Annotated in this window: 18 protein-coding genes and 1 pseudogene; 1 reads left to right on the forward strand and 18 read right to left on the reverse strand. The window is 66.6% G+C overall.

Annotated features, from left to right (window positions below):
- Positions 1–93: pseudogene (locus E3T24_RS00710) on the forward strand (IS982 family transposase); the annotation flags it as partial.
- A 3-nt stretch (positions 94–96) separates the two neighbouring features.
- On the opposite strand, the gene E3T24_RS00715 reads toward E3T24_RS00710, so the two are convergent.
- The 18 genes from E3T24_RS00715 to E3T24_RS00800 form a co-directional block, all read right to left on the reverse strand.
- On the reverse strand, positions 97–639 hold the full coding sequence (locus E3T24_RS00715) for a hypothetical protein (protein WP_134434174.1): 543 nt from the start codon (positions 637–639) through the stop codon (positions 97–99).
- Between the two features lie 200 nt (positions 640–839).
- The gene (locus tag E3T24_RS00720) at positions 840–1067 is read right to left on the reverse strand and encodes an Rv0909 family putative TA system antitoxin (protein WP_134365612.1); all 228 of its coding nucleotides are present in this window, start codon (positions 1065–1067) and stop codon (positions 840–842) included.
- Positions 1068–1187: 120 nt separating this feature from the next.
- Positions 1188–2381: an elongation factor Tu gene (gene tuf, locus E3T24_RS00725; RefSeq protein WP_134363317.1), complete on the reverse strand. Its 1194-nt coding sequence runs from the start codon at positions 2379–2381 to the stop codon at positions 1188–1190.
- Positions 2382–2524: 143 nt separating this feature from the next.
- Entirely contained in the window at positions 2525–4639 is a 2115-nt protein-coding gene (gene fusA / locus E3T24_RS00730; RefSeq protein WP_134365611.1) for an elongation factor G, read from the reverse strand.
- Positions 4640–4744: 105 nt separating this feature from the next.
- Positions 4745–5215: a 30S ribosomal protein S7 gene (rpsG, locus tag E3T24_RS00735; RefSeq protein ID WP_066597688.1), complete on the reverse strand. Its 471-nt coding sequence runs from the start codon at positions 5213–5215 to the stop codon at positions 4745–4747.
- A complete protein-coding gene (rpsL, locus tag E3T24_RS00740; RefSeq protein WP_134365610.1) occupies positions 5215–5589 on the reverse strand; it encodes a 30S ribosomal protein S12 in 375 nt (124 codons plus the stop codon). The genes rpsG and rpsL overlap by 1 nt, the downstream gene beginning before the upstream one ends.
- 318 nt (positions 5590–5907) lie before the next feature.
- The gene (locus tag E3T24_RS00745; protein WP_134365609.1) at positions 5908–6561 is read right to left on the reverse strand and encodes a spermidine/putrescine ABC transporter substrate-binding protein; all 654 of its coding nucleotides are present in this window, start codon (positions 6559–6561) and stop codon (positions 5908–5910) included.
- Between the two features lie 76 nt (positions 6562–6637).
- Positions 6638–7348 carry a hypothetical protein gene (locus E3T24_RS00750; RefSeq protein ID WP_134403073.1) on the reverse strand — a complete coding sequence of 237 codons (711 nt, stop codon included), beginning with the start codon at positions 7346–7348 and terminating at the stop codon, positions 6638–6640.
- Entirely contained in the window at positions 7345–7719 is a 375-nt protein-coding gene (locus E3T24_RS00755) for a hypothetical protein (RefSeq protein ID WP_134365607.1), read from the reverse strand. Before E3T24_RS00755 ends, E3T24_RS00750 begins: the two co-directional genes overlap by 4 nt.
- Positions 7720–7837: 118 nt before the next feature.
- Positions 7838–9703, reverse strand: coding sequence for a hypothetical protein (locus tag E3T24_RS00760; protein WP_134405177.1), 1866 nt, complete (start codon positions 9701–9703; stop codon positions 7838–7840).
- A gap of 2 nt (positions 9704–9705) precedes the next feature.
- A complete protein-coding gene (locus tag E3T24_RS00765) occupies positions 9706–10005 on the reverse strand; it encodes a hypothetical protein (protein WP_134365605.1) in 300 nt (99 codons plus the stop codon).
- 80 nt (positions 10006–10085) lie between these two features.
- Positions 10086–10370, reverse strand: a complete 285-nt coding sequence (locus E3T24_RS00770) for a WXG100 family type VII secretion target (RefSeq protein WP_241976092.1) — start codon at positions 10368–10370, stop codon at positions 10086–10088.
- A gap of 61 nt (positions 10371–10431) precedes the next feature.
- Positions 10432–11037, reverse strand: coding sequence for a hypothetical protein (locus E3T24_RS00775; RefSeq protein WP_134365604.1), 606 nt, complete (start codon positions 11035–11037; stop codon positions 10432–10434).
- Positions 11022–11630: a hypothetical protein gene (locus E3T24_RS00780; protein ID WP_134365603.1), complete on the reverse strand. Its 609-nt coding sequence runs from the start codon at positions 11628–11630 to the stop codon at positions 11022–11024. Before E3T24_RS00780 ends, E3T24_RS00775 begins: the two co-directional genes overlap by 16 nt.
- Positions 11627–12166: a hypothetical protein gene (locus tag E3T24_RS00785; protein ID WP_134434175.1), complete on the reverse strand. Its 540-nt coding sequence runs from the start codon at positions 12164–12166 to the stop codon at positions 11627–11629. Before E3T24_RS00785 ends, E3T24_RS00780 begins: the two co-directional genes overlap by 4 nt.
- Position 12167: 1 nt before the next feature.
- Positions 12168–13460 carry a hypothetical protein gene (locus E3T24_RS00790; protein ID WP_134365601.1) on the reverse strand — a complete coding sequence of 431 codons (1293 nt, stop codon included), beginning with the start codon at positions 13458–13460 and terminating at the stop codon, positions 12168–12170.
- The gene (locus E3T24_RS00795) at positions 13457–13786 is read right to left on the reverse strand and encodes a hypothetical protein (protein ID WP_134365600.1); all 330 of its coding nucleotides are present in this window, start codon (positions 13784–13786) and stop codon (positions 13457–13459) included. The genes E3T24_RS00790 and E3T24_RS00795 overlap by 4 nt, the downstream gene beginning before the upstream one ends.
- The gene (locus E3T24_RS00800; protein ID WP_241978578.1) at positions 13768–18003 is read right to left on the reverse strand and encodes an FtsK/SpoIIIE domain-containing protein; all 4236 of its coding nucleotides are present in this window, start codon (positions 18001–18003) and stop codon (positions 13768–13770) included. Before E3T24_RS00800 ends, E3T24_RS00795 begins: the two co-directional genes overlap by 19 nt.
- Between the last annotated feature and the right edge of the window lie 79 nt (positions 18004–18082).

Below are 18082 nucleotides of genomic sequence, written 5' to 3' on the forward strand. Positions count from 1 at the left end.
GCCGGCCGACTACTCGCCCTCGCCGCCGGAATCTGGCACAACTGGCTCCTCGGAACACCCAACAAACGATCCCTCATCGCCTACGACCATTAGGACTCACTCATCTAGGAGCTGGTCTTTCGTGACTTGATTGTAGTTCGTGCTCCGCTCAGGATTGAGAGCACAGTCGATCGCCGCCACGCTGTCCCGGAATTGCGCCGCGCGGGCGAGATCCACCAGCGTTCGCTGGGGACTTGTCACCAGAATGCCTTCCATTTCGACGACGTCCCCCGCTTCCAGCCCCTCACGCTGAATCGTGACCCCGTTCTTGCTCCGTGCGGCCGACTCCGGGTTGACGATCAGGTGTACGACGCCGGGCCAGGCGCTGGCCCTCGGATAGCCCCACAGCGCGGCCGCCGAGTCGAAAGCCACCACGGGCATCCGTCGCCGGGTGCGAACCGCCGCCAGGATTCGCGCGCGGTATCGATCGGCTGGGGTCATGGACGCCCAAAGCGCGTCATCGACATAGGCTCCGCGACGGATGCGCTCCCTGGCGCCCACCGCATGGTCGCGCCTCAGGGTCCTGTCGTCCTGTTCGATGCCTACGATGTCCCTGACCAGAACGAGGCCGGATCGATTGGTGATGTCGTTGTGTCTCATCCGATCAGGATCGAGACGACAGCCACCGTCCGAGGCGTGTTGCGCCGGAACTGTGTGCTCCAGCCCACGTCGAGGGGCCGGGAGGAGTCATCTTCTCCCGGATGCCGGTACGACAGTTCCCGTTCCGGTCGAGAGTGACCGCTGCGGCGGTCACTCTCGACCGGAACGGGAACTACGGGCCGAGGGCCCGAGAGAGGGCGTTAGGTGGCGGGGGGCTTGTCGTCGGTGCCGATCTTGTCGTCGGCGGAGGTGCGCGCGCCCTCGATCTGCTCCTCGTATTTGCCGCCGGTGACCTTGTTGGCCGCATCGGCGGTGGCTCCGAGCACCTTGTCGCTCATTTCCTCGGCCTGCTCGCTTGTCAGCGCGTCCTTGACCCTGTTGTCATTCAGGAACGCTTTGGCCTTCTTGGTGATGTCGTCCAAGCCCATGGTCTTCTCCTTCTCCGGCTGTGCGGCGCAGCCGTATCCAAAGTACTCCGGCTCCCCGCACGAAACGGGTACAAAAAAGGGGCCGGCCCCCGAAGGGCCGACCCCGTTTCTTGAAGGGAACTACTTGATGATCTTGGTCACCGTTCCGGCACCGACGGTGCGGCCACCTTCACGAATGGCGAAGCCGAGGCCCTCTTCCATGGCGATCGGCTGGATCAGCGCGACGTTCATGTCGGTGGTGTCGCCGGGCATGACCATCTCGGTGCCCTCAGGCAGCGTGATGACGCCGGTGACGTCCGTGGTGCGGAAGTAGAACTGCGGGCGGTAGTTCGCGTAGAACGGGTTGTGACGCCCACCCTCATCCTTTGACAGGATGTACGCGGTGCCCTCGAAGTCGGTGTGCGGCGTGACCGAACCCGGCTTGACGACAACCTGGCCGCGCTCGACGTCTTCGCGCTTGGTGCCACGAAGAAGAAGACCACAGTTCTCGCCGGCCCATGCCTCGTCGAGCTGCTTGTGGAACATCTCGATACCAGTGACCGTGGTCTTGATGGTCGGGCGGATGCCGACAACCTCGACCTCGGAGTTGATCTTGAGGGTTCCACGCTCGGCGCGGCCGGTGACGACGGTTCCACGACCGGTGATCGTGAAGACGTCCTCGATCGGCATCAGGAAGGGCTTGTCCTTGTCGCGGACGGGCTCCGGGAAGTAGTCGTCGACAGCCTTCATCAGCTCAAGGATGTTGCCGACCCACTTCTCGTCGCCTTCAAGCGCCTTGAGTGCGGAGACGCGCACGACGGGAGCGTTGTCGCCGTCGAAGCCCTGGGCGGTGAGGAGTTCGCGAACCTCGAGCTCAACGAGCTCAAGGATCTCTTCGTCGTCAACCATGTCGGACTTGTTCAGCGCGACGAGCAGGGACGGCACGCCGACCTGCTTCGCGAGCAGAACGTGCTCACGGGTCTGAGCCATCGGGCCGTCAGTAGCGGCAACCACGAGGATCGCGCCGTCCATCTGAGCAGCACCGGTGATCATGTTCTTGATGTAGTCAGCGTGGCCCGGTGCGTCAACGTGCGCATAGTGACGCTTTTCGGTCTCGTACTCAACGTGCGAGATGTTGATCGTGATGCCGCGCTGGCGTTCTTCCGGAGCAGAGTCGATCGACGCGAAGTCGCGCTGAACGTTTGTCTTGGACGGGTACGTGTCGGCGAGGACCTTGGAGATCGCTGCAGTCAGCGTGGTCTTTCCGTGGTCAACGTGACCGATCGTTCCGATGTTTACGTGCGGCTTGGTCCGCTCGAACTTGGCCTTGGCCACTGTGGGTCCTCCTCAGGACTCTCGGCTTCACCGCCCGCTGGATGCGGGCGGTGAAACTGCTGGATTTGTGTACTTATGTTACTCGGGCCGGGAGGCCGAAGCGATTCGGGCCATGGGGCCCTGAAAGGCCCGAAGGCCCCGGGCTATTCGCCCTTGTTCTTCTGAATGATCTCTTCGGCCACAGCCCGGGGGACCTCCGCATAGCTCTCGAAGGTCATCGAGTACACGGCGCGGCCAGAGGTCTTCGACCTCAGGTCACCGATGTATCCGAACATCTCCGACAGCGGCACGTTGGCGCGAATTACCTTCACGCCCTGAGCGTCCTCCATGGTCTGGATCTGTCCACGACGCGAGTTCAGGTCGCCGATGACGTCGCCCATGTATTCCTCGGGCGTACGTACCTCGACGGCCATCAGCGGCTCGAGCAGAACGGGATCAGCCTTACGAACGGCTTCCTTGAAGCCCATCGAGCCGGCGATCTTGAACGCCATCTCCGAGGAGTCGACGTCGTGCGCGGCGCCGTCAAGCAGGCTTGCCTTGACGCCCACCATCGGGTAGCCGGCCAGGACGCCAACGTGCAGCGCATCCTGGATTCCTGCGTCCACCGAGGGGATGTACTCCCGGGGGATGCGGCCACCCGTGACCTTGTTGACGAACTCGTAGCTCTTATCGGCAGTGATCTCGAGCGGCTCGATCGCGATCTGAATCTTCGCGAACTGCCCGGATCCACCGGTCTGCTTCTTGTGCGTGTAGTCGTGACGCTCGACCGCGCGACGGATCGTCTCGCGGTAGGCGACCTGGGGCTTGCCGACGTTGGCTTCGACGTTGAATTCACGCCGCATCCGGTCGACGAGGATGTCCAGGTGGAGCTCGCCCATTCCCTTGATGACCGTCTGACCAGTTTCCTGGTTCTGCTCGGTGCGGAAGGTCGGGTCTTCTTCGGCCAGCTTCTGGATCGCGAGACCCAGCTTTTCCTGGTCCTGCTTGGTCTTCGGCTCGATCGCAACCTCGATGACCGGGTCAGGGAACGTCATCGACTCGAGCACGACCTGCGCGTTCGGGTCGCACAGGGTGTCACCCGTGGTCGTGTCCTTGAGGCCGATGACCGCGTAGATGTGACCGGCGGTCACGAAGGCCACAGGGTTCTCCTTGTTGGCGTGCATCTGGAAGATCTTGCCGATGCGCTCCTTCTTGCCCTTGGTCGAGTTGATGACCTGGGCACCGGAGTCAAGGTGACCGGAGTACACGCGCACATAGGTCAGACGACCGAAGAACGGGTGAACGGCAACCTTGAACGCGAGGGCCGTGAACGGCTCCGTCGCATCCGGGTGGCGCATGATGACCTTTTCCTCATCGCGCGGGTCGTGGGCCTCGATGGCCGGCACGTCGAGCGGGGTGGGGAGGTAGTCGATGACGGCGTCGAGCATCGGCTGAACGCCGCGGTTCTTGAACGCCGAGCCACAGAGGACCGGGTAGATCTCGCTGGAGACGGTGAGCTTGCGGATCGCGTGCTTGATCTCGGAGACCGTGAGTTCCTCGCCGGAGAAGTACTTCTCCATCAGGTCGTCGTCGGTCTCGGCAACGGTCTCGAGGAGCAGCTTGCGGTAGACCGCAGCCTGGTCGACGAGGTCGGCCGGGATCTCTTCGATAGCGTACTTGGAGCCCATCTCGACGTCACCCTTGGAGTCGCCGCGCCAGGTCAGTGCACGCATCTCGACGAGGTCGACAACACCTTCGAAGGTGTTCTCGGCGCCGATCGGCAGCTGGAGGACGAGCGGCTTCGCGCCGAGGCGCTTGACGATCGTGTCGACGGTGTAGAAGAAGTCGGCGCCGAGCTTGTCCATCTTGTTGACGAAGCAGATGCGGGGCACGTCGTACTTGTCGGCCTGACGCCAGACGGTCTCGGACTGGGGCTCAACGCCCTCCTTGCCGTCGAACACTGCGACGGCGCCGTCGAGGACGCGGAGCGAACGCTCCACCTCAACGGTGAAGTCGACGTGGCCGGGGGTGTCGATGATGTTGATCTGGTTTTCAGCCCAGAAACAGGTCGTCGCGGCAGACGTGATGGTGATGCCACGTTCCTGCTCCTGCGCCATCCAGTCCATGGTCGAGGCGCCGTCGTGCGTCTCGCCGATCTTGTGATTGACACCCGTGTAGTACAGGATGCGCTCAGTGACGGTGGTCTTGCCAGCATCAATGTGAGCCATGATGCCGATGTTGCGGACCTTACTCAGGTCGGTGAGCACGTCAAGTGCCACGGGGGTCCTCCGGAAGTTTGCTTATGGTGCGTGGTGCGAAACAGGGCATCCGGTATCCGGGCCCGTCGAGATCTGATCCCGACAAGCCCGGACTCCGGAACGCGACTACCAGCGGTAGTGAGCGAAGGCCTTGTTCGCCTCGGCCATCTTGTGCGTGTCCTCGCGGCGCTTCACAGCGGCACCGAGGCCGTTGGATGCATCGAGGATTTCGTTGGTGAGACGCTCGGTCATGGTCTTCTCGCGACGAGCCTTGGCGTAGCTGGTCAACCATCGGAGGGCCAGGGTGTTGGCGCGGTGCGGCTTGACTTCGACGGGCACCTGGTAGGTGGAACCACCCACGCGGCGCGAACGCACCTCAAGGGTGGGACGAACGTTGTCGAGTGCCTTCTTCAGCGTGACGACAGCATCCGCACCGTTCTTGGCAACGACGCCTTCGAGTGCATCGTAAACGATGCGCTCGGCGAGGCCCTTTTTGCCGTCGAGGAGGATCTTGTTGACGAGCTGGGAGACGATGGGGGCGCCGTATACCGGGTCAGCGATAACGGGACGCTTGGGCGCTGGGCCTTTACGAGGCATTACTTCTTCTCCATCTTGGCGCCGTAGCGGCTACGAGCCTGCTTGCGGTTCTTGACGGCCTGGGTGTCCAGTGCGCCACGAACGATCTTGTATCGAACACCGGGAAGGTCCTTGACGCGACCGCCGCGGACGAGCACCATCGAGTGCTCCTGCAGGTTGTGACCCTCGCCGGGGATGTAGGCGGTGATCTCGGTACCGTTCGACAGCTTGACGCGGGCGACCTTGCGGAGAGCCGAGTTCGGCTTCTTCGGGGTCGTCGTGTAGACGCGGGTGCAAACGCCGCGCTGCTGGGGGTTGGACTTCAGGGCGGGAGCCTTGGTCTTGGTGACCTTGGGGCTGCGTCCCTTTCTGACCAACTGCTGAATGGTGGGCACTAATTACTCCTCGTTATTGCTGCACGGTGACAGCTTTGTGATTAGCATTCGACCCTGCACGTTGCCGCCTGGATCGAGTTCATCTGGACCCACCGAGGCACGCAGACGAGTCCGCTTGTTCAGGTGGGTATGCCGTGGGGGCTGCTCGGAGAACAAACCCTGAGTGAGTGCCCGGTCGCGGCGCCTAAGGTGCAGCACGACAAAATCGCGGTGGCATAACTCAAGCGCACGACAAAGCGCACACCCCGAAATACTAACTTGACGGTGGCAGCCCGGTCAAATGGATTACCACGTCCGGGGGGTTCGTTCAGGTGTTGTTCAGATGCCGCGCGGCCAGAGCGGTGAATCGAGGGCGGTGTCGAGGTCTGCCAGCAGGGCCAGCACCCAGGGTTCGACGAAGTCGGAGACTGCCCGGCGCATCCGCGCCTGGTGCCGGGACAGCTCCGCGCAAACCTTTCGGCCGACCAGGGCCGCGTGCTCGTCGGCGAGTTTGAGTTCGGCACGGATGGCGGCCTTCTCCTCGACGCTCAGCGGCGGTGGGGCGACTGGCGCGGCCGAGGGCTCTTCGGGCCGGGCGAGGTCAGCGAAGGTGAAGAGGTAGGGGGCGTCGGGCGTGGCGGGCGGATCCAGGTCGAGCCCCGTGTAGGCCGGGTCCAGGCCTTCGGTCGGCTGGTAGCTCGCGGCGGCCTTGCGTTGCTCGTTGAGGTGGATCTCGCGGCGGAGCAGCGGCAGGTGCGCCTCGGTGTACTCGTCGACGTCCGCGTCGATCACGCGCTTGATGCGCATGGACAGCGCGTGCTGCACGGCGTGCGGGACATCCGTGGTGAGGCCGGCGGCACCGATGATGGGCGACCCGAAGCAGGTGCGGCAGAGGCGGGCGCGACCTCGGTGTGTGCCCGGGCGCCAGCGGGGCAGCCAATTCAGCCAGTCGTCGACCTCGTGGTCCACGCGTGACTCGATGGAACCGTCCATGAGTATTAAGGGTACTCGATTGCCTCGCCGAACGGCTGACCAGTTTTGGGGGCATCCGTCAGCGCCCCGGGAACGCTCAGGGGCGGGCCTTCGTGCGGAGTTCGTCGGCCAGGTTCCCGGCGGCGGGAGCCTCCGGCAGCCCGGTCCAGACCGCGGAGTCGATGATCGCATCGTAGAGCTCCACCAGCAGGGGGCCGAGCTCGGCGAGGGGCGACGAGAAAGTCACCAGGAGCACGGCGCTCGCGCCCGGCACCGTGATCCAGTAGTCGGCCTTGATGGCGGTATAGGACTCGACGTCGGGACCGCGGCCCGGCTGCTCGTGATCGCTGGTGCGCCGCAGCACGTACGACCGGCCCTTCTCGAACAGGATCGCGCCCTCGCCCTCGAGGACGGCCCAGTGATCCGCGCCGTCCTCCCGGTCAGACCCGTCGCCGCGTACCAGGCCCAGCGCCAGGGCATCCATGATGACGGGCGGCTCGGTGCTCTGGCCGGGGAAGGTGAGCGCCGGCCGGTAGACGGTCAGCGTGGACGCGAAGGTGATCCGCTTGTCGAGCTTGAGGGACACGTGGAACTCGGTCGCCCCGCCCTCGATCGCGTGCGTCACCGCTGCCGACATGGCTTTGCGCTGCTGCGCGCGAAACGTCGCCTCGCTGGAGTTGCGTCCGAACTTGTGCGCGACGAGTTTCTTGACGGACGCGGCGGCCGAGTCAATCGAGTCGACCGGGATTCGCCACCAGGCACCCGGGAGCTCGAATTGGAGCGACGGATGCTGCGGGCTCGCACTCATTCCGCAGCGCCGAACATCGCGGCCAGCTCCTCCCTGGTGAGGATGAGGTGGGTGCCGAGGTACTTCCCCTGGGTGAAACCGAACTCCGCCTGGCGGTCCCTGAGGACTACCAGCTGGAGGGGTTGGGGACCGCCGGGCCAGGGAGCCTCGACGGCGAAACGGTACTGGGGTAATTGTGTGCCGTATTCAGCCCAGATGACGGATGCCGTCTGGCGGAGGACCTCGCCCAGGGCCGCGTCGCCCTCGGCGGTGACTGTGAGCCTCGTCGTCGACCGGTAGTTGCCCGGAAATCCGTTCAACGCAACCGTAACCGTGGCGTCTTCAACCCCGTCAATGGCTTTCAGCGATTCGGTGACCTGCTCCGTGTTCATGTTTGCCTCCGGTGGCGCGGATTGTGACGATGGGGAAGGCTGGGGGGCACAGGCAGCGAGGGCCAGGGTGACGGAGACGGCCGCCGCGAGCACAGTCAAGCGACGCCATCTCGCCCGCTCAGCCACGTGTGTAGGAATAGTCGTCGCCGTCGACCGCGTCGCCGAAGTAATCGGCGATGCCCACACTGCTGTCTGAGCCGCCGGCCGCCTTGAAATCGAGGACGGCACCCCCGGTTGCCTTGTCGACATGAGTTCTGAACGTCTCCTGATATTTTTCTGGGTTGTGTCCCAGGTCTTCGCCGGCCCCGCCCGGGGCGGGAACATCGATCTTGTACCGGTTACCGTCGTTGCTGTGGTCGGCCAGAAAGGGGTTCTCGGTGCGCGGGACCGGATCGGTCAGGTGGCTCACATCGAGTACCTTCGTGTGCAGCGGGATCGGCATGTCGTCGAGCGAGGCGCCGGCGGTCACCAGGGCGTCGACCTTGTAGGTGCGGCTGAACACGGGGTCGGCGGCCAGGTTGCCGGCCGTGATCCCGCCGAGGCTCCAACCGGTGAGCATGACGTGTGCGCCGTCGGGGATCTCCTGCTGCTTCATCGCGTCCATTACCGCTTTCTCGAGTTGCGTGCGCTGCCCGAGGACCATCTTGGCGGCGGCGTCGCTCGCGCCGTCGTTGGCGCTGGTGCCGCCCGGTAGCCACTGCTGCGTGCTGGGCACGGCGATCTTGTAGATCAGTTCACCGTTCGGGCCCGTGATGGTGGTGATTCTGACGACGGATTCCTGGTTGGTGTCCTTCTCGTCGTTCGTGTGCCCTGCGTCATCGATGTCCATCAGGTCCTGGAACATGGTCTCGAAGCTGGCGTGGGCCACGAGCTTCGCGTCTCGGTGGGCGACGCGCTTCGGCTCGGCTCGTTCCCCCCAGCCGGCGGCGCCGACGAGCAACCAGGCCACGGGAACCGTCGCCATCAGCGCGACGATGGCCGACTGCACGAGCGAGTCCAGCGGATCGCCACCCTGCAGGATCAAGGCGGTGGCCAGGTAGACGGTAGCGGCCAGGAAAATGGCCAGATGGGCCAGCACCACGGTCAGCACGACGGCTGCCGCGACGATCACCGCGAGGGCGAGCGCGATTGCGGTGGCCGCGACGATCGCCGCGGCCAGGACCAGGACGACGGCGACCGCCACCGCCAGCGCGAGGGCGACCGCGATCACGGCCAGCGCGATGGCGGCGGCGGCAACGAGCGCGAGTACGGCGAGGCCGAATGCGACGACCGCGGCGATGAGCAGGATCACCGCGGCGACCAGCGCCAGGACGGCGAGCACGATGGCGGCGAGCACCGAGACGATGACGTCGATGGCCTGGCCGATGAAGTCGGCGACCGCGGTGAGGAACCCGCTGATGTCGTCCCAGATGGAGTCGTTGAGGTCGCTGCCGGCGACGACGTCGACGATGCGGTTGCGGGCGTTCACGGCCGCCCGGTCGCGGTCCTCGCACGCCTGGTGGTAGCGGCGCTCGGCGGCATCCTTCCGGTCGGAGAGGCCGGAGATCGAACCGGTGACCCGGGCGAGGTCCGCCGTAGTCGTGCGTGGCGGCGGCGGTGCCGTCACGATCAGCGCGTCCGCGAGTGTTTCGGCGAGCTGGGTCACCCGGAGCCTGCTCTGCACGCGTTCCGCGTCGTTCAGGTCGTCGGCGGCGGCCTCGAATTCGGCGATCGCCTGATCGGCGTCGTCCTGCGCCGCCTCGAGGGCTGCGGCGTACGCGACGAGGGCGTCGCCGGTCTCGCTGTAGCGGGACTCGGCCTGGGAGATATCCGCGGCCAGCGCGGCGGCGTCTGAACGCACCCGGGCGATGGCCAGGCCGTGCATGGCATCCGGGTTGGCGATCGCCGTGAGCTGGCGCACGGCCGCTCGGATGGCCGTCGCCGTGTCCGCGTAGCGCAGACCGGTTTCGAGCACCACCGCCGGGTCACCCGCGAGTCGCTGCACGCTCAGGCCTGCATCGGTGCGGGTTCGGTGGAGCCGGAGAGTTTCTGGTCGAGTTCCCGGAACGAGGTGTGGATGTCCGTCAGCGATTTCGCGAGCCGGCCGAGGTTCTCGACGTAGCCGGCCCGCCGGTCGTCCCAGGTGTCGGCGAAGTCCTGCACGGCCTCGGCCAGTCCGACATGGCCGCAGGCGTCCGCGGCGCGACCCGAGCTGTCCGCGGACTCGGCGAACGATGTCTTGACGCCGGTCGCGTTGGACGCGGCGGCAGAAATCAGCGACAGGTCAAGGTGCACACCGTCCGACATCCGCATTCCCCCCAGATTGTGCGTGACGAGGGCGGCTTCTCGCGAAACCGCCCTCGAACTACTCGTTCAGACGAGTGTGACTAGCTTCCGGCCATGGAAGCGTCGTGCTCGCGGGTCTTCTGCGACATGGAGCGCAGCGCGTTGGCCATGTCGGTGATGCCGGCGACGGCCGTGTTCACACCGTTGTTGAGTTCGTTGTAGCCCTCGCCGAACTTGCCGGACGCGAGGTCGGTCTTGAAGCCCTCGCCGAGCAGTTCTTCGACCTTGCCGAGCAGCGAGTGCAGCTGGCCCTTGATGTCTTCAGCGCCGCTTTCGAGAACTCCGGCGGTCTGCTCCATGGCGTCATAGCTGGCGTGGAATGTCATTGATAAGCCTTTCGATCGGTTCCCCACTCCCCCATAGGAGTGATCGAGTACTGCTGTAACGCTATCTGGTCTGGGACTCTTCTGCCGGAACAATCCGGATGGCTTCCATCAGCGCCTTCAGGCCGTCCAGCATCAGGGCGATCCGGCCGAGGTTGTCATCGATGACCTCGAGCAGGAAGACGTGTCCCGCCGCTTCGCCGACCAGCCGGGCGCAGCCGACGACGCGGTTGGAGCCGTCTTCCTGTTCCAGCGACGTCGTGGAGAGCACACGCACCAGCCGGCCGAATCCGTCCGACTCGATCTCGGCGACGACGGGGACGGTCAGCGAAGACTCGGCGGAACCGGCGCAGTCTTCCAGGCTCGCCTCGCCGAGCTCGGCTCGCGACGCGGTGTACAGATGCGCGACCGAGAGGAAGGAGCCGGCGACCGGGAAGTACCAGAACCGTTTGGCGGCATCCGGCACGCTGAAAGCGGCGATCTCCCTGGCCGTCTCGTAGAACCGGCCGATGGTGGTCTCGGGTTCGGGCATTTCTCGGCCCGTGCGCTCGGCCACGTCCCTGGCCCAGTCGTCACGGGTCGCCCAGTCCTGTTCCGGGAAGTGCAGGGGAACGTCGATCCAGACGTCGGTGTCGTACCCGACGAGGTAGCCCGCTAGTTCTGTTTCCACCGGAATGTCCCTGCTATCGCGTCGAAGAGCCCGGCGAGGACGGTCACGAACTCGTCGCCTTCGTCGCCGGTGAGATGGAGGATCGCGTAGGAGAGCACGAGGCCCGTGCCGGGCCGCTCCCCCGGTGCCGGAACGAGGTAGTGGATCAGTAATGACGAGAGACCCTCCTCGCCGTCGACCCGGTTTCGTTCCTCCTGCCAGCGCCAGGCGGGACCCTGCGGCAGCTGCACCGCTTCGGCCCGGCCGCCGGCGAGACGGTCGACCGCCGAGACGAGGGTGGTTCCCGGCGCCGCTCTGAACGGGACCGCCACGATGGAGACCGGCAGAACGATGTCGTCGACGCGTTTGATCGGGAGGTACATGGCCGTCGCACCGATTTTGCGGACCCGGGCGAAATACACGTGGATGCGCGTGCGAACGTCCAGCGCGATGTCCGGCCGTCCGCCGTCGCGGTAGAGGTCCCGGGCGTTCTGGACAAGCTGGGCCTCGGCTTCGCGGTCGATGCCGTACTCGGCCCATCCGGGCGGGAAGACGAGCGTGTACGTGAGCTCGGCGGCGGCACGGGAGCCCTTGAGCTCGCTGGCGAGGCTCACAGCGACACCTCCGCCGGCTCGAGCGCGCGCGGCTTCTGCAGCGACAACAGGAGTGCCCGGATCAGGATCATCGACAGCGTCACCACCTGAAACACCGAGCCGATCCAATGCCAGCCGAAACCCCCATAGGAGTCGACGCCGACCGGGAGGCCCGTCGGGTCACGGTACATGGTGCTGTACAGGAGGGGGAGCATCACGTAGATGACCAGGGTCATCATGACGAGGTAGACGAGCAGGGGGCGGTCGTCTCTGGTGAAGTGGCGCAGCATCATCGCAACCGAGACCGGGGCGATGAGGGCGACGGCGATCACCAGCCAGGCAGGCAGTGGAATCCACGGCCATTCGATGGCGCCCCGGTACAGTCGCTCCCCGTCCCCGGGCCCCATGTGGCCGCCGGCGAGGAGCCCGTTCAGCACCGTCAGCAGCAGGAACGCGGCCATCAGCAGCGACCCGGCCATGAACCCGCCACGCGCCTTGTCGAGTTTCGGCCTGGCCGCGGATGCCTGCGGAGAGGTGCGTCCTGATGGTCGGCCCATGTCAGGAGACCACGCTGTTCTTGAACGAGATGTAGCCCTGGTCGAATGTGCCGGCGATCTTGTCGTAGGCGGCTACGAGGGTGCCGCCGCCGGACAGGGCCACGTTCTTCACCTGTTCCCTGAGAACGGGCACCCCTTCGCGACCCGCGCCCCTGACCCACTCCGCAACCTCGGGGAGATGGCCGAACGTCTCGTCGATATTGTTGCGGAAGCCCATGTACTGTCCCACGTTCGCGCTGCCGCCGCGGAGGGTGTTCCACGGATTGTTGAAGAACGGCGGAATGGTCTGCAAGCGGGAGCCGGCGAAGGCCTGCACGTCCCGGAAGCGATTCACCAGGCGCCAATTGCTCGTCGGCATTGCAGCGCGCAGACCCACCTGGACGGAATCCCGTCCCCCGGCGAAGACGGCCCTCATTTCCGGGCCGCGCAGGACGGCTGAAACCGATTTCGCTCCCGCAGCGCCGATTCCGAAGGTGACCAGCCCGAAGACATCGAGGCCCACGTCGACCCAGGAGCCGTTGCCCGTGGCCGCCAGAGTCACGTGTCCGATCAGGGACACGACGGATAACACCACGACCAGGGCCATCACGAACAGGGCGATGGGCCCGGTCAGGAACAGGGCGACGACGGCGAGCACGAGCAGCACCGAGCTGATCGTGTCGAGGAATTTGGTCAGGTCCTCGACCCAGGTGTCGTTGTTGCCCGCGGTGTCCATCGCCGTGTCGATTCCGCCGACCGCATCGTCGTAGGCTTCCGCCCACACGCTGAACGCGCTCTCGAAGGTGTCCCAGAGCCCGTCGAGGTTGTTGTCCGCGCTGCGCGCGGAACTCGCGGCGGCGTCATCGGCCGACACCGCCTGCGCCCGATCCTGCGGTGTCGGCTCGGTCTCCCACAGCCAGGTGGTGTCGAGGCCGCTCAGCGCCCTCGAGGCGGAATCCGCCGTGTCACGACGGTCCTCGGCCACACTGTGCGCCGTCTCGATGTCGTCGATCAGGGGGTGGATCGTGTCCTGCGCCGCCTTCAGAGCCGCCGCGTAGCCTTTGAGAGTCTCCCCCGTCATCCGGTAGCGCACTGCCGCCTTGGACAGATCCCCGTTGATCTCCCCGGCCACCTTGCGCACCTTGTCCACGGATTCGGCGATCTGGGTGGTGCCCTCGCTGATCTCCCGCAGCGCCCTGGCGGTGCTGTCCATGGTGTCGCCGAGGGCGACCAGGTTGCGTCCGCGGCTGTCGACGTCGGATGCCGACCCCTCCAGGATCCGGAGGATGTGGCCTCTGGGCGACGTGAGGGTCATTTCATCCCTCCGACGGGCTGGTTGTCGTGGCCGGCGTGCCCCATGCTCTTGGCCGCCTCCCGGTCGAATGCGGTCCAGCCGGCGATGACGCCGTCCAGACGCTCCTGAAGGTCCTCCAGGCCGCCCTTGAGCTTGTCCCGCTTGGCCGCCCACTCGGCCTCGAACTCGTGCACGACGTCGAAGAGTTCCGAGCGGTCGTCGGGGTGCGCGACCGCGCCCGCGCCATCGTCGTTGCTCTTGGCGGCGGCCTTGAACTCGTCGATCGTCGTCTTGAGCCCGGAGGAGACCTCAGCGAGGTCCTGCATGTTCAGCCAGATCTGTGCCATTGACTTGATCGGCCCTTTCGTCGGTCTGCGTTGAGGCTATCGGCCACAAGTGGAATCTGAACGCGGTAGACGGAACCGTTCTGCACGTAGAGGCCGCGGCCCTCGGGGAACTCGTGCCGCGCGACGCGGGGGAACGGCACCTTGAAGACGCTCTCGCCGTCGTGCGTGTCCGGTTTCAGGATGATCCCCTTGCGGGCGGCCTTCATCTCGCCGACGAGACCGAAGCTGCTGCCGAGGTTCGCGATGTCGACGTCGGTGATGAGCGTGTGGTCGCTGCGGTTCACCTTCTGCGCAAGCTCCACCAGGGGTTTCTCCAACGGCGAGGCCGCGAACTGGGTCACGTTCTCGATCACGATGACCAGCCGGTCGGTGACCCCCTCGTCGGTGACGGCCTCGATCAGCTCCTTCACCAGCGCGACCGCGTCGTCGACCTTGACCGCGCTCCGCATCCAGGGGTAGTCCGTCGCGAGTTGCGACCGACGCCCGCCGATGTGGAAGAACTTCGCGTCCGGGTCCCACGCCGCGATCGTTCGCACCAGGGCCCGGATGGTGTTGGTCTTGCCGCTCACGGGCGGCCCGCCGATGACGATGGTGCCCATCGGCTCGAACCCCATCGGCTGCAGCGCCGTGTCCGAGATGCCGATCACCGGCAGGTCGTTGACGGATGCCGGCAGCTCGCGGAGGGAGACCTCCTTCGGGAGCGCCCCCACGACCGGGGCCTCGGCCACACCGGCGGCGCGGAGCCGGGCGGCGAGCGCCTGTGTGCTCGTCGTCTGCGCCGCCACGTTCGGCGTGCCCCCGATGATCGCCAGCTGGGTTTCGTAGCCATCGACGATGGCCCGGCCGGGAGGTGACTGCTCGCTCAGGACATCCTTGGGCACATCCAGCACCTGATAGGAGGACTCGTCGGGCAGGCGGAGCACCACCCGGCGCTGGATGTTGGCGTTGACCGCGGTCGGCACGCTTCCGTACCGGTCGGCCGTGATGACCACGTGGATGCCCAGCGGCCGCCCTTCGCCCAGGATGCGCATGAAGGTGTTGTAGAGCGGTCCGCGGGCGAGGCTGGTCTCGTATTCCTGGCGGAACGTGCCGAAGCCGTCGAGCAGGAACAGGATGCGCGCCTCCCCCGGGGCCTTGGCCAGCTCGCGGTACTCGCCGATGCTGGCGGCGTTGACCTCGGAGAACCGCAGGGCCCGGGCGTCGAGTTCGGCCCGGAGCATCAGCAGGAGCCGGCCCACCCGCTCGTGGTCGTCGCCCGAGACGATCGAACCGACGTGGGGCAGGACCTCGACGCCGCGGAGGCTGCCGGTTCCGAAGTCGATCCCGTAGACGTTCACGGCGCCGCTGCCGGGGCTGGCGCCCGCGGAGATGGCCAGCGTGCGGAGGAGGGCGGACTTGCCCGTTCCGCCGGTTCCGTAGATGGCCATGTGGCCGTCTTTGTCCGGCCGGAAGAAGGCCGGCTCCTGCAGCTGCTTCTCGGGGATGTCGCTGACCCCCATCACGATCATGGAGTCCCGCCCCTGCCGCAGGGCGAGCAGGTCGTAGGCCGGGAGCAGGTCGTCCAGCCACGGCCGGCGCGGGGCGGGGATACCCGCGCGCGCCGCGGCGGTGATGAGGTTGCTCACGATCCGCACCTGGTCGTTGGGGCCGAGGTCGCGCGGCTCGTTCGACTCGTGGGCGGGCGCCTCCCAGGGCGTCTGCGAGCCGAACCGGAGCTCGCCGACCTTCACGCTGACCACGTCGGGTTCATCCGTGGTCCAGCCGCCCGCGTAGCCGGACTGGAACGGGATCAGCCGCCCCGGACCGGTCTTGGCGATGGCCCGGCCGGGGATCGATGGGTCGAAGGTTCCGGCGATAGGGTCGCCGACGACATCCTTCGAGTCGGACTCGTCGGCCATCCGCAGGGCGACGCGCAGGTTCGTGTTGGCCCGCAGGTTGTCCTTGATGACGCCGGCCGGCCGCTGGGTGGCCATGATCAGGTGGATGCCGAGGGACCGGCCGCGCTGGGCGATGTCCACAACTCCGTCGACGAACTCGGGCACTTCGCCGGCGAGCGCGGCGAACTCGTCGATGACCAGGACCAGGGCCGGCGGGCAGTCCGGGTCGCCGCGCTTCTCGAGCTCCAGCAGGTCTTTGGCCTTCTTGCGGTTGAACAGGTGTTCCCGGTAGTGGAGTTCGGCGCGCAGGCTCGTCAGCGCGCGACGCACCAGGTGCGGGCTGAGGTCGGTGACCAGGCCGACGCAGTGCGGCAGCCGGGTGCATTCCGCGAATGCTGAGCCGCCCTTGTAGTCCACGAACAGGAAGGTCACCCGGTCCGGGCTGTATTCGGCGGCCATGCCGAGCACCCAGGCCTGCAGGAACTCCGACTTGCCCGACCCCGTGGTGCCGCCGACCAAAGCGTGCGGGCCCTGGGTGCGCAGGTCGAGGTGCATGGCGTCGAGGGCGGACTGCCCCACGATCGCCCGCAGCGTGCCGGTTCGTTTGCGCGGGACCGGGGCGGCGCCGGAGCGGTCGCTGATCGAGCTGTTCTGGGTCCAGCGTTCGATCGCGGTGCCGGGTTCGGAGGCCAGCTCCTCCCCCATCAGCGTCACCATGGACACGCTGCGCGGCAGGTCGCTGGCGTCGGTGATGACGGCGCCGGCGTCGATGATCGGGGCCAGGCGCCGGGCCAGGATGCGCGCGTACTCGACGGACACCCCCTCGATGGTCACATCGGGAACCGTCATCCCCAGCCGTACGAAGCCGACCTCGGCGTGGGCGAGGCCGTTCTCCACGTTGACGAAGGTGCGGCAGGCGGCGGGGAGCGCCTCGACGTTCGGGGCCATCCAGATCGGGTAGATGCGAGCATCCGCGGCATCTTCGAGCATCTGCGCGAGCCGGGCCCGGTCCACCGGGGCGTCGTTGTCGATCAGAACCACGAGGGCGGCGCCGTCGGTGGCCGACGAGGACTCGGGAGTTCTTTGGCCGACGTGGGCGCCGCGCTGGGACGCGGCCTCACCCTCCTCGTGCGAGCCGCGCGAGGTGCCGTCGCCGCCGTTTTGGGAGTTGCGACTCTGGATCAGTTCCTCGAGGGCGTTCAGGATGGCCGTGCCGAGCGCCGCGCTGTTGGCCAGGTGCACGCCCGCCAGCCGGCTCTGCGGCGACGAGGTGTGCGGCAGCCACTTCAGCCACTCGAACTCGGTCGTGAACCGGGGGCTCAGGATGGCCGCGAACGTGACCTCGGCCGGGGAGTGCATGCCCGCGTACTGCACGGTGATCGCCCGAACCGTGTCGGCGACATCCGTGGCCGGGCCGCAGACGCCCAGGGCGCCGGACAGGAACAGGTTCTCGACGACGGGGACACCGCTGATCCGCGCGACCTTCGCCTGCAGCTTGTCCACCATGCGCAGGTAGACCGGCAGGCCGGAGGTGTTCTCCTTGGTGTTGATCGTGTTGCGGCTGGGCATACTGCCGAGGCCCAGGCGCAGGTCGAGGAAGTTCCAGTGCTCGGGCCGGCGGGTCCAGAGCAGCGGGCCCAGTTCGATCGCGGCCCCGTAGACCTCGGCGACCGACGGGGACTCGCGCAGCCGGGACGCGCGCTCCAGCGGCTCCTCCTCTTCGAACCGGGTCTCGATGTCTTCGAGCTGGGTCTCGAAGGCCGTCACCGTGGTGGCGAGCTTGTTCTTGGAGACCTGGATGCGGGAGAAGTGACTGCCGACCGCCATCATCGGCATCATCGCCACGAAGGTGAGGGTCAGCGGGTTGCGGGTGACCGCGAACATGACGATGCCCATGATCGCGGGCGAAATGACCATCAGCCACGGGAACGGCTGCGGCTCGATGTCGGTCGGGATCGCGGGGGCGGGGAATTCCCGGCCCGGGTAGCGCTGCTCGACCTGCGGCGAACGGTTGAAGCGCAGCGAACCGCCCCGCTCCAGAACCTGCACGGACTGGTCGACGGGAGCGCCGGCCACCAGCGTCGCCGCCAGTTCGGTGTCGCCGAGCACGATGGACTGCCCGGTGACCAGCCGCACCCGGGAGAGGAGGCCGCCGTCGACCAGGATGCCGTTGGCCGAGTTGAGGTCGACGATCTCGATCGATCCGGGCCCGACCTCCACGCGCACGTGGCGTTTGGAGACGAGCTCGTCGTTGAGCACGACGTCGTTGCCGGGGATGCGGCCGATCGTGCTGTTGCCGACCGGCAGACGGAACTCGGCACCCTTGTCGGGACCGCTCATCACGCGAAGGATGGCCGCGGTCGGGCCGCGGCCGGCGCCCCGGGCCGCCCGGGCGCTCGAGCGTGCGCCGCCGGGCGCC

It is taken from the genome of Cryobacterium sp. TmT2-59 (assembly GCF_004403545.1).
In the GTDB taxonomy this organism is placed as follows: domain Bacteria; phylum Actinomycetota; class Actinomycetes; order Actinomycetales; family Microbacteriaceae; genus Cryobacterium; species Cryobacterium shii.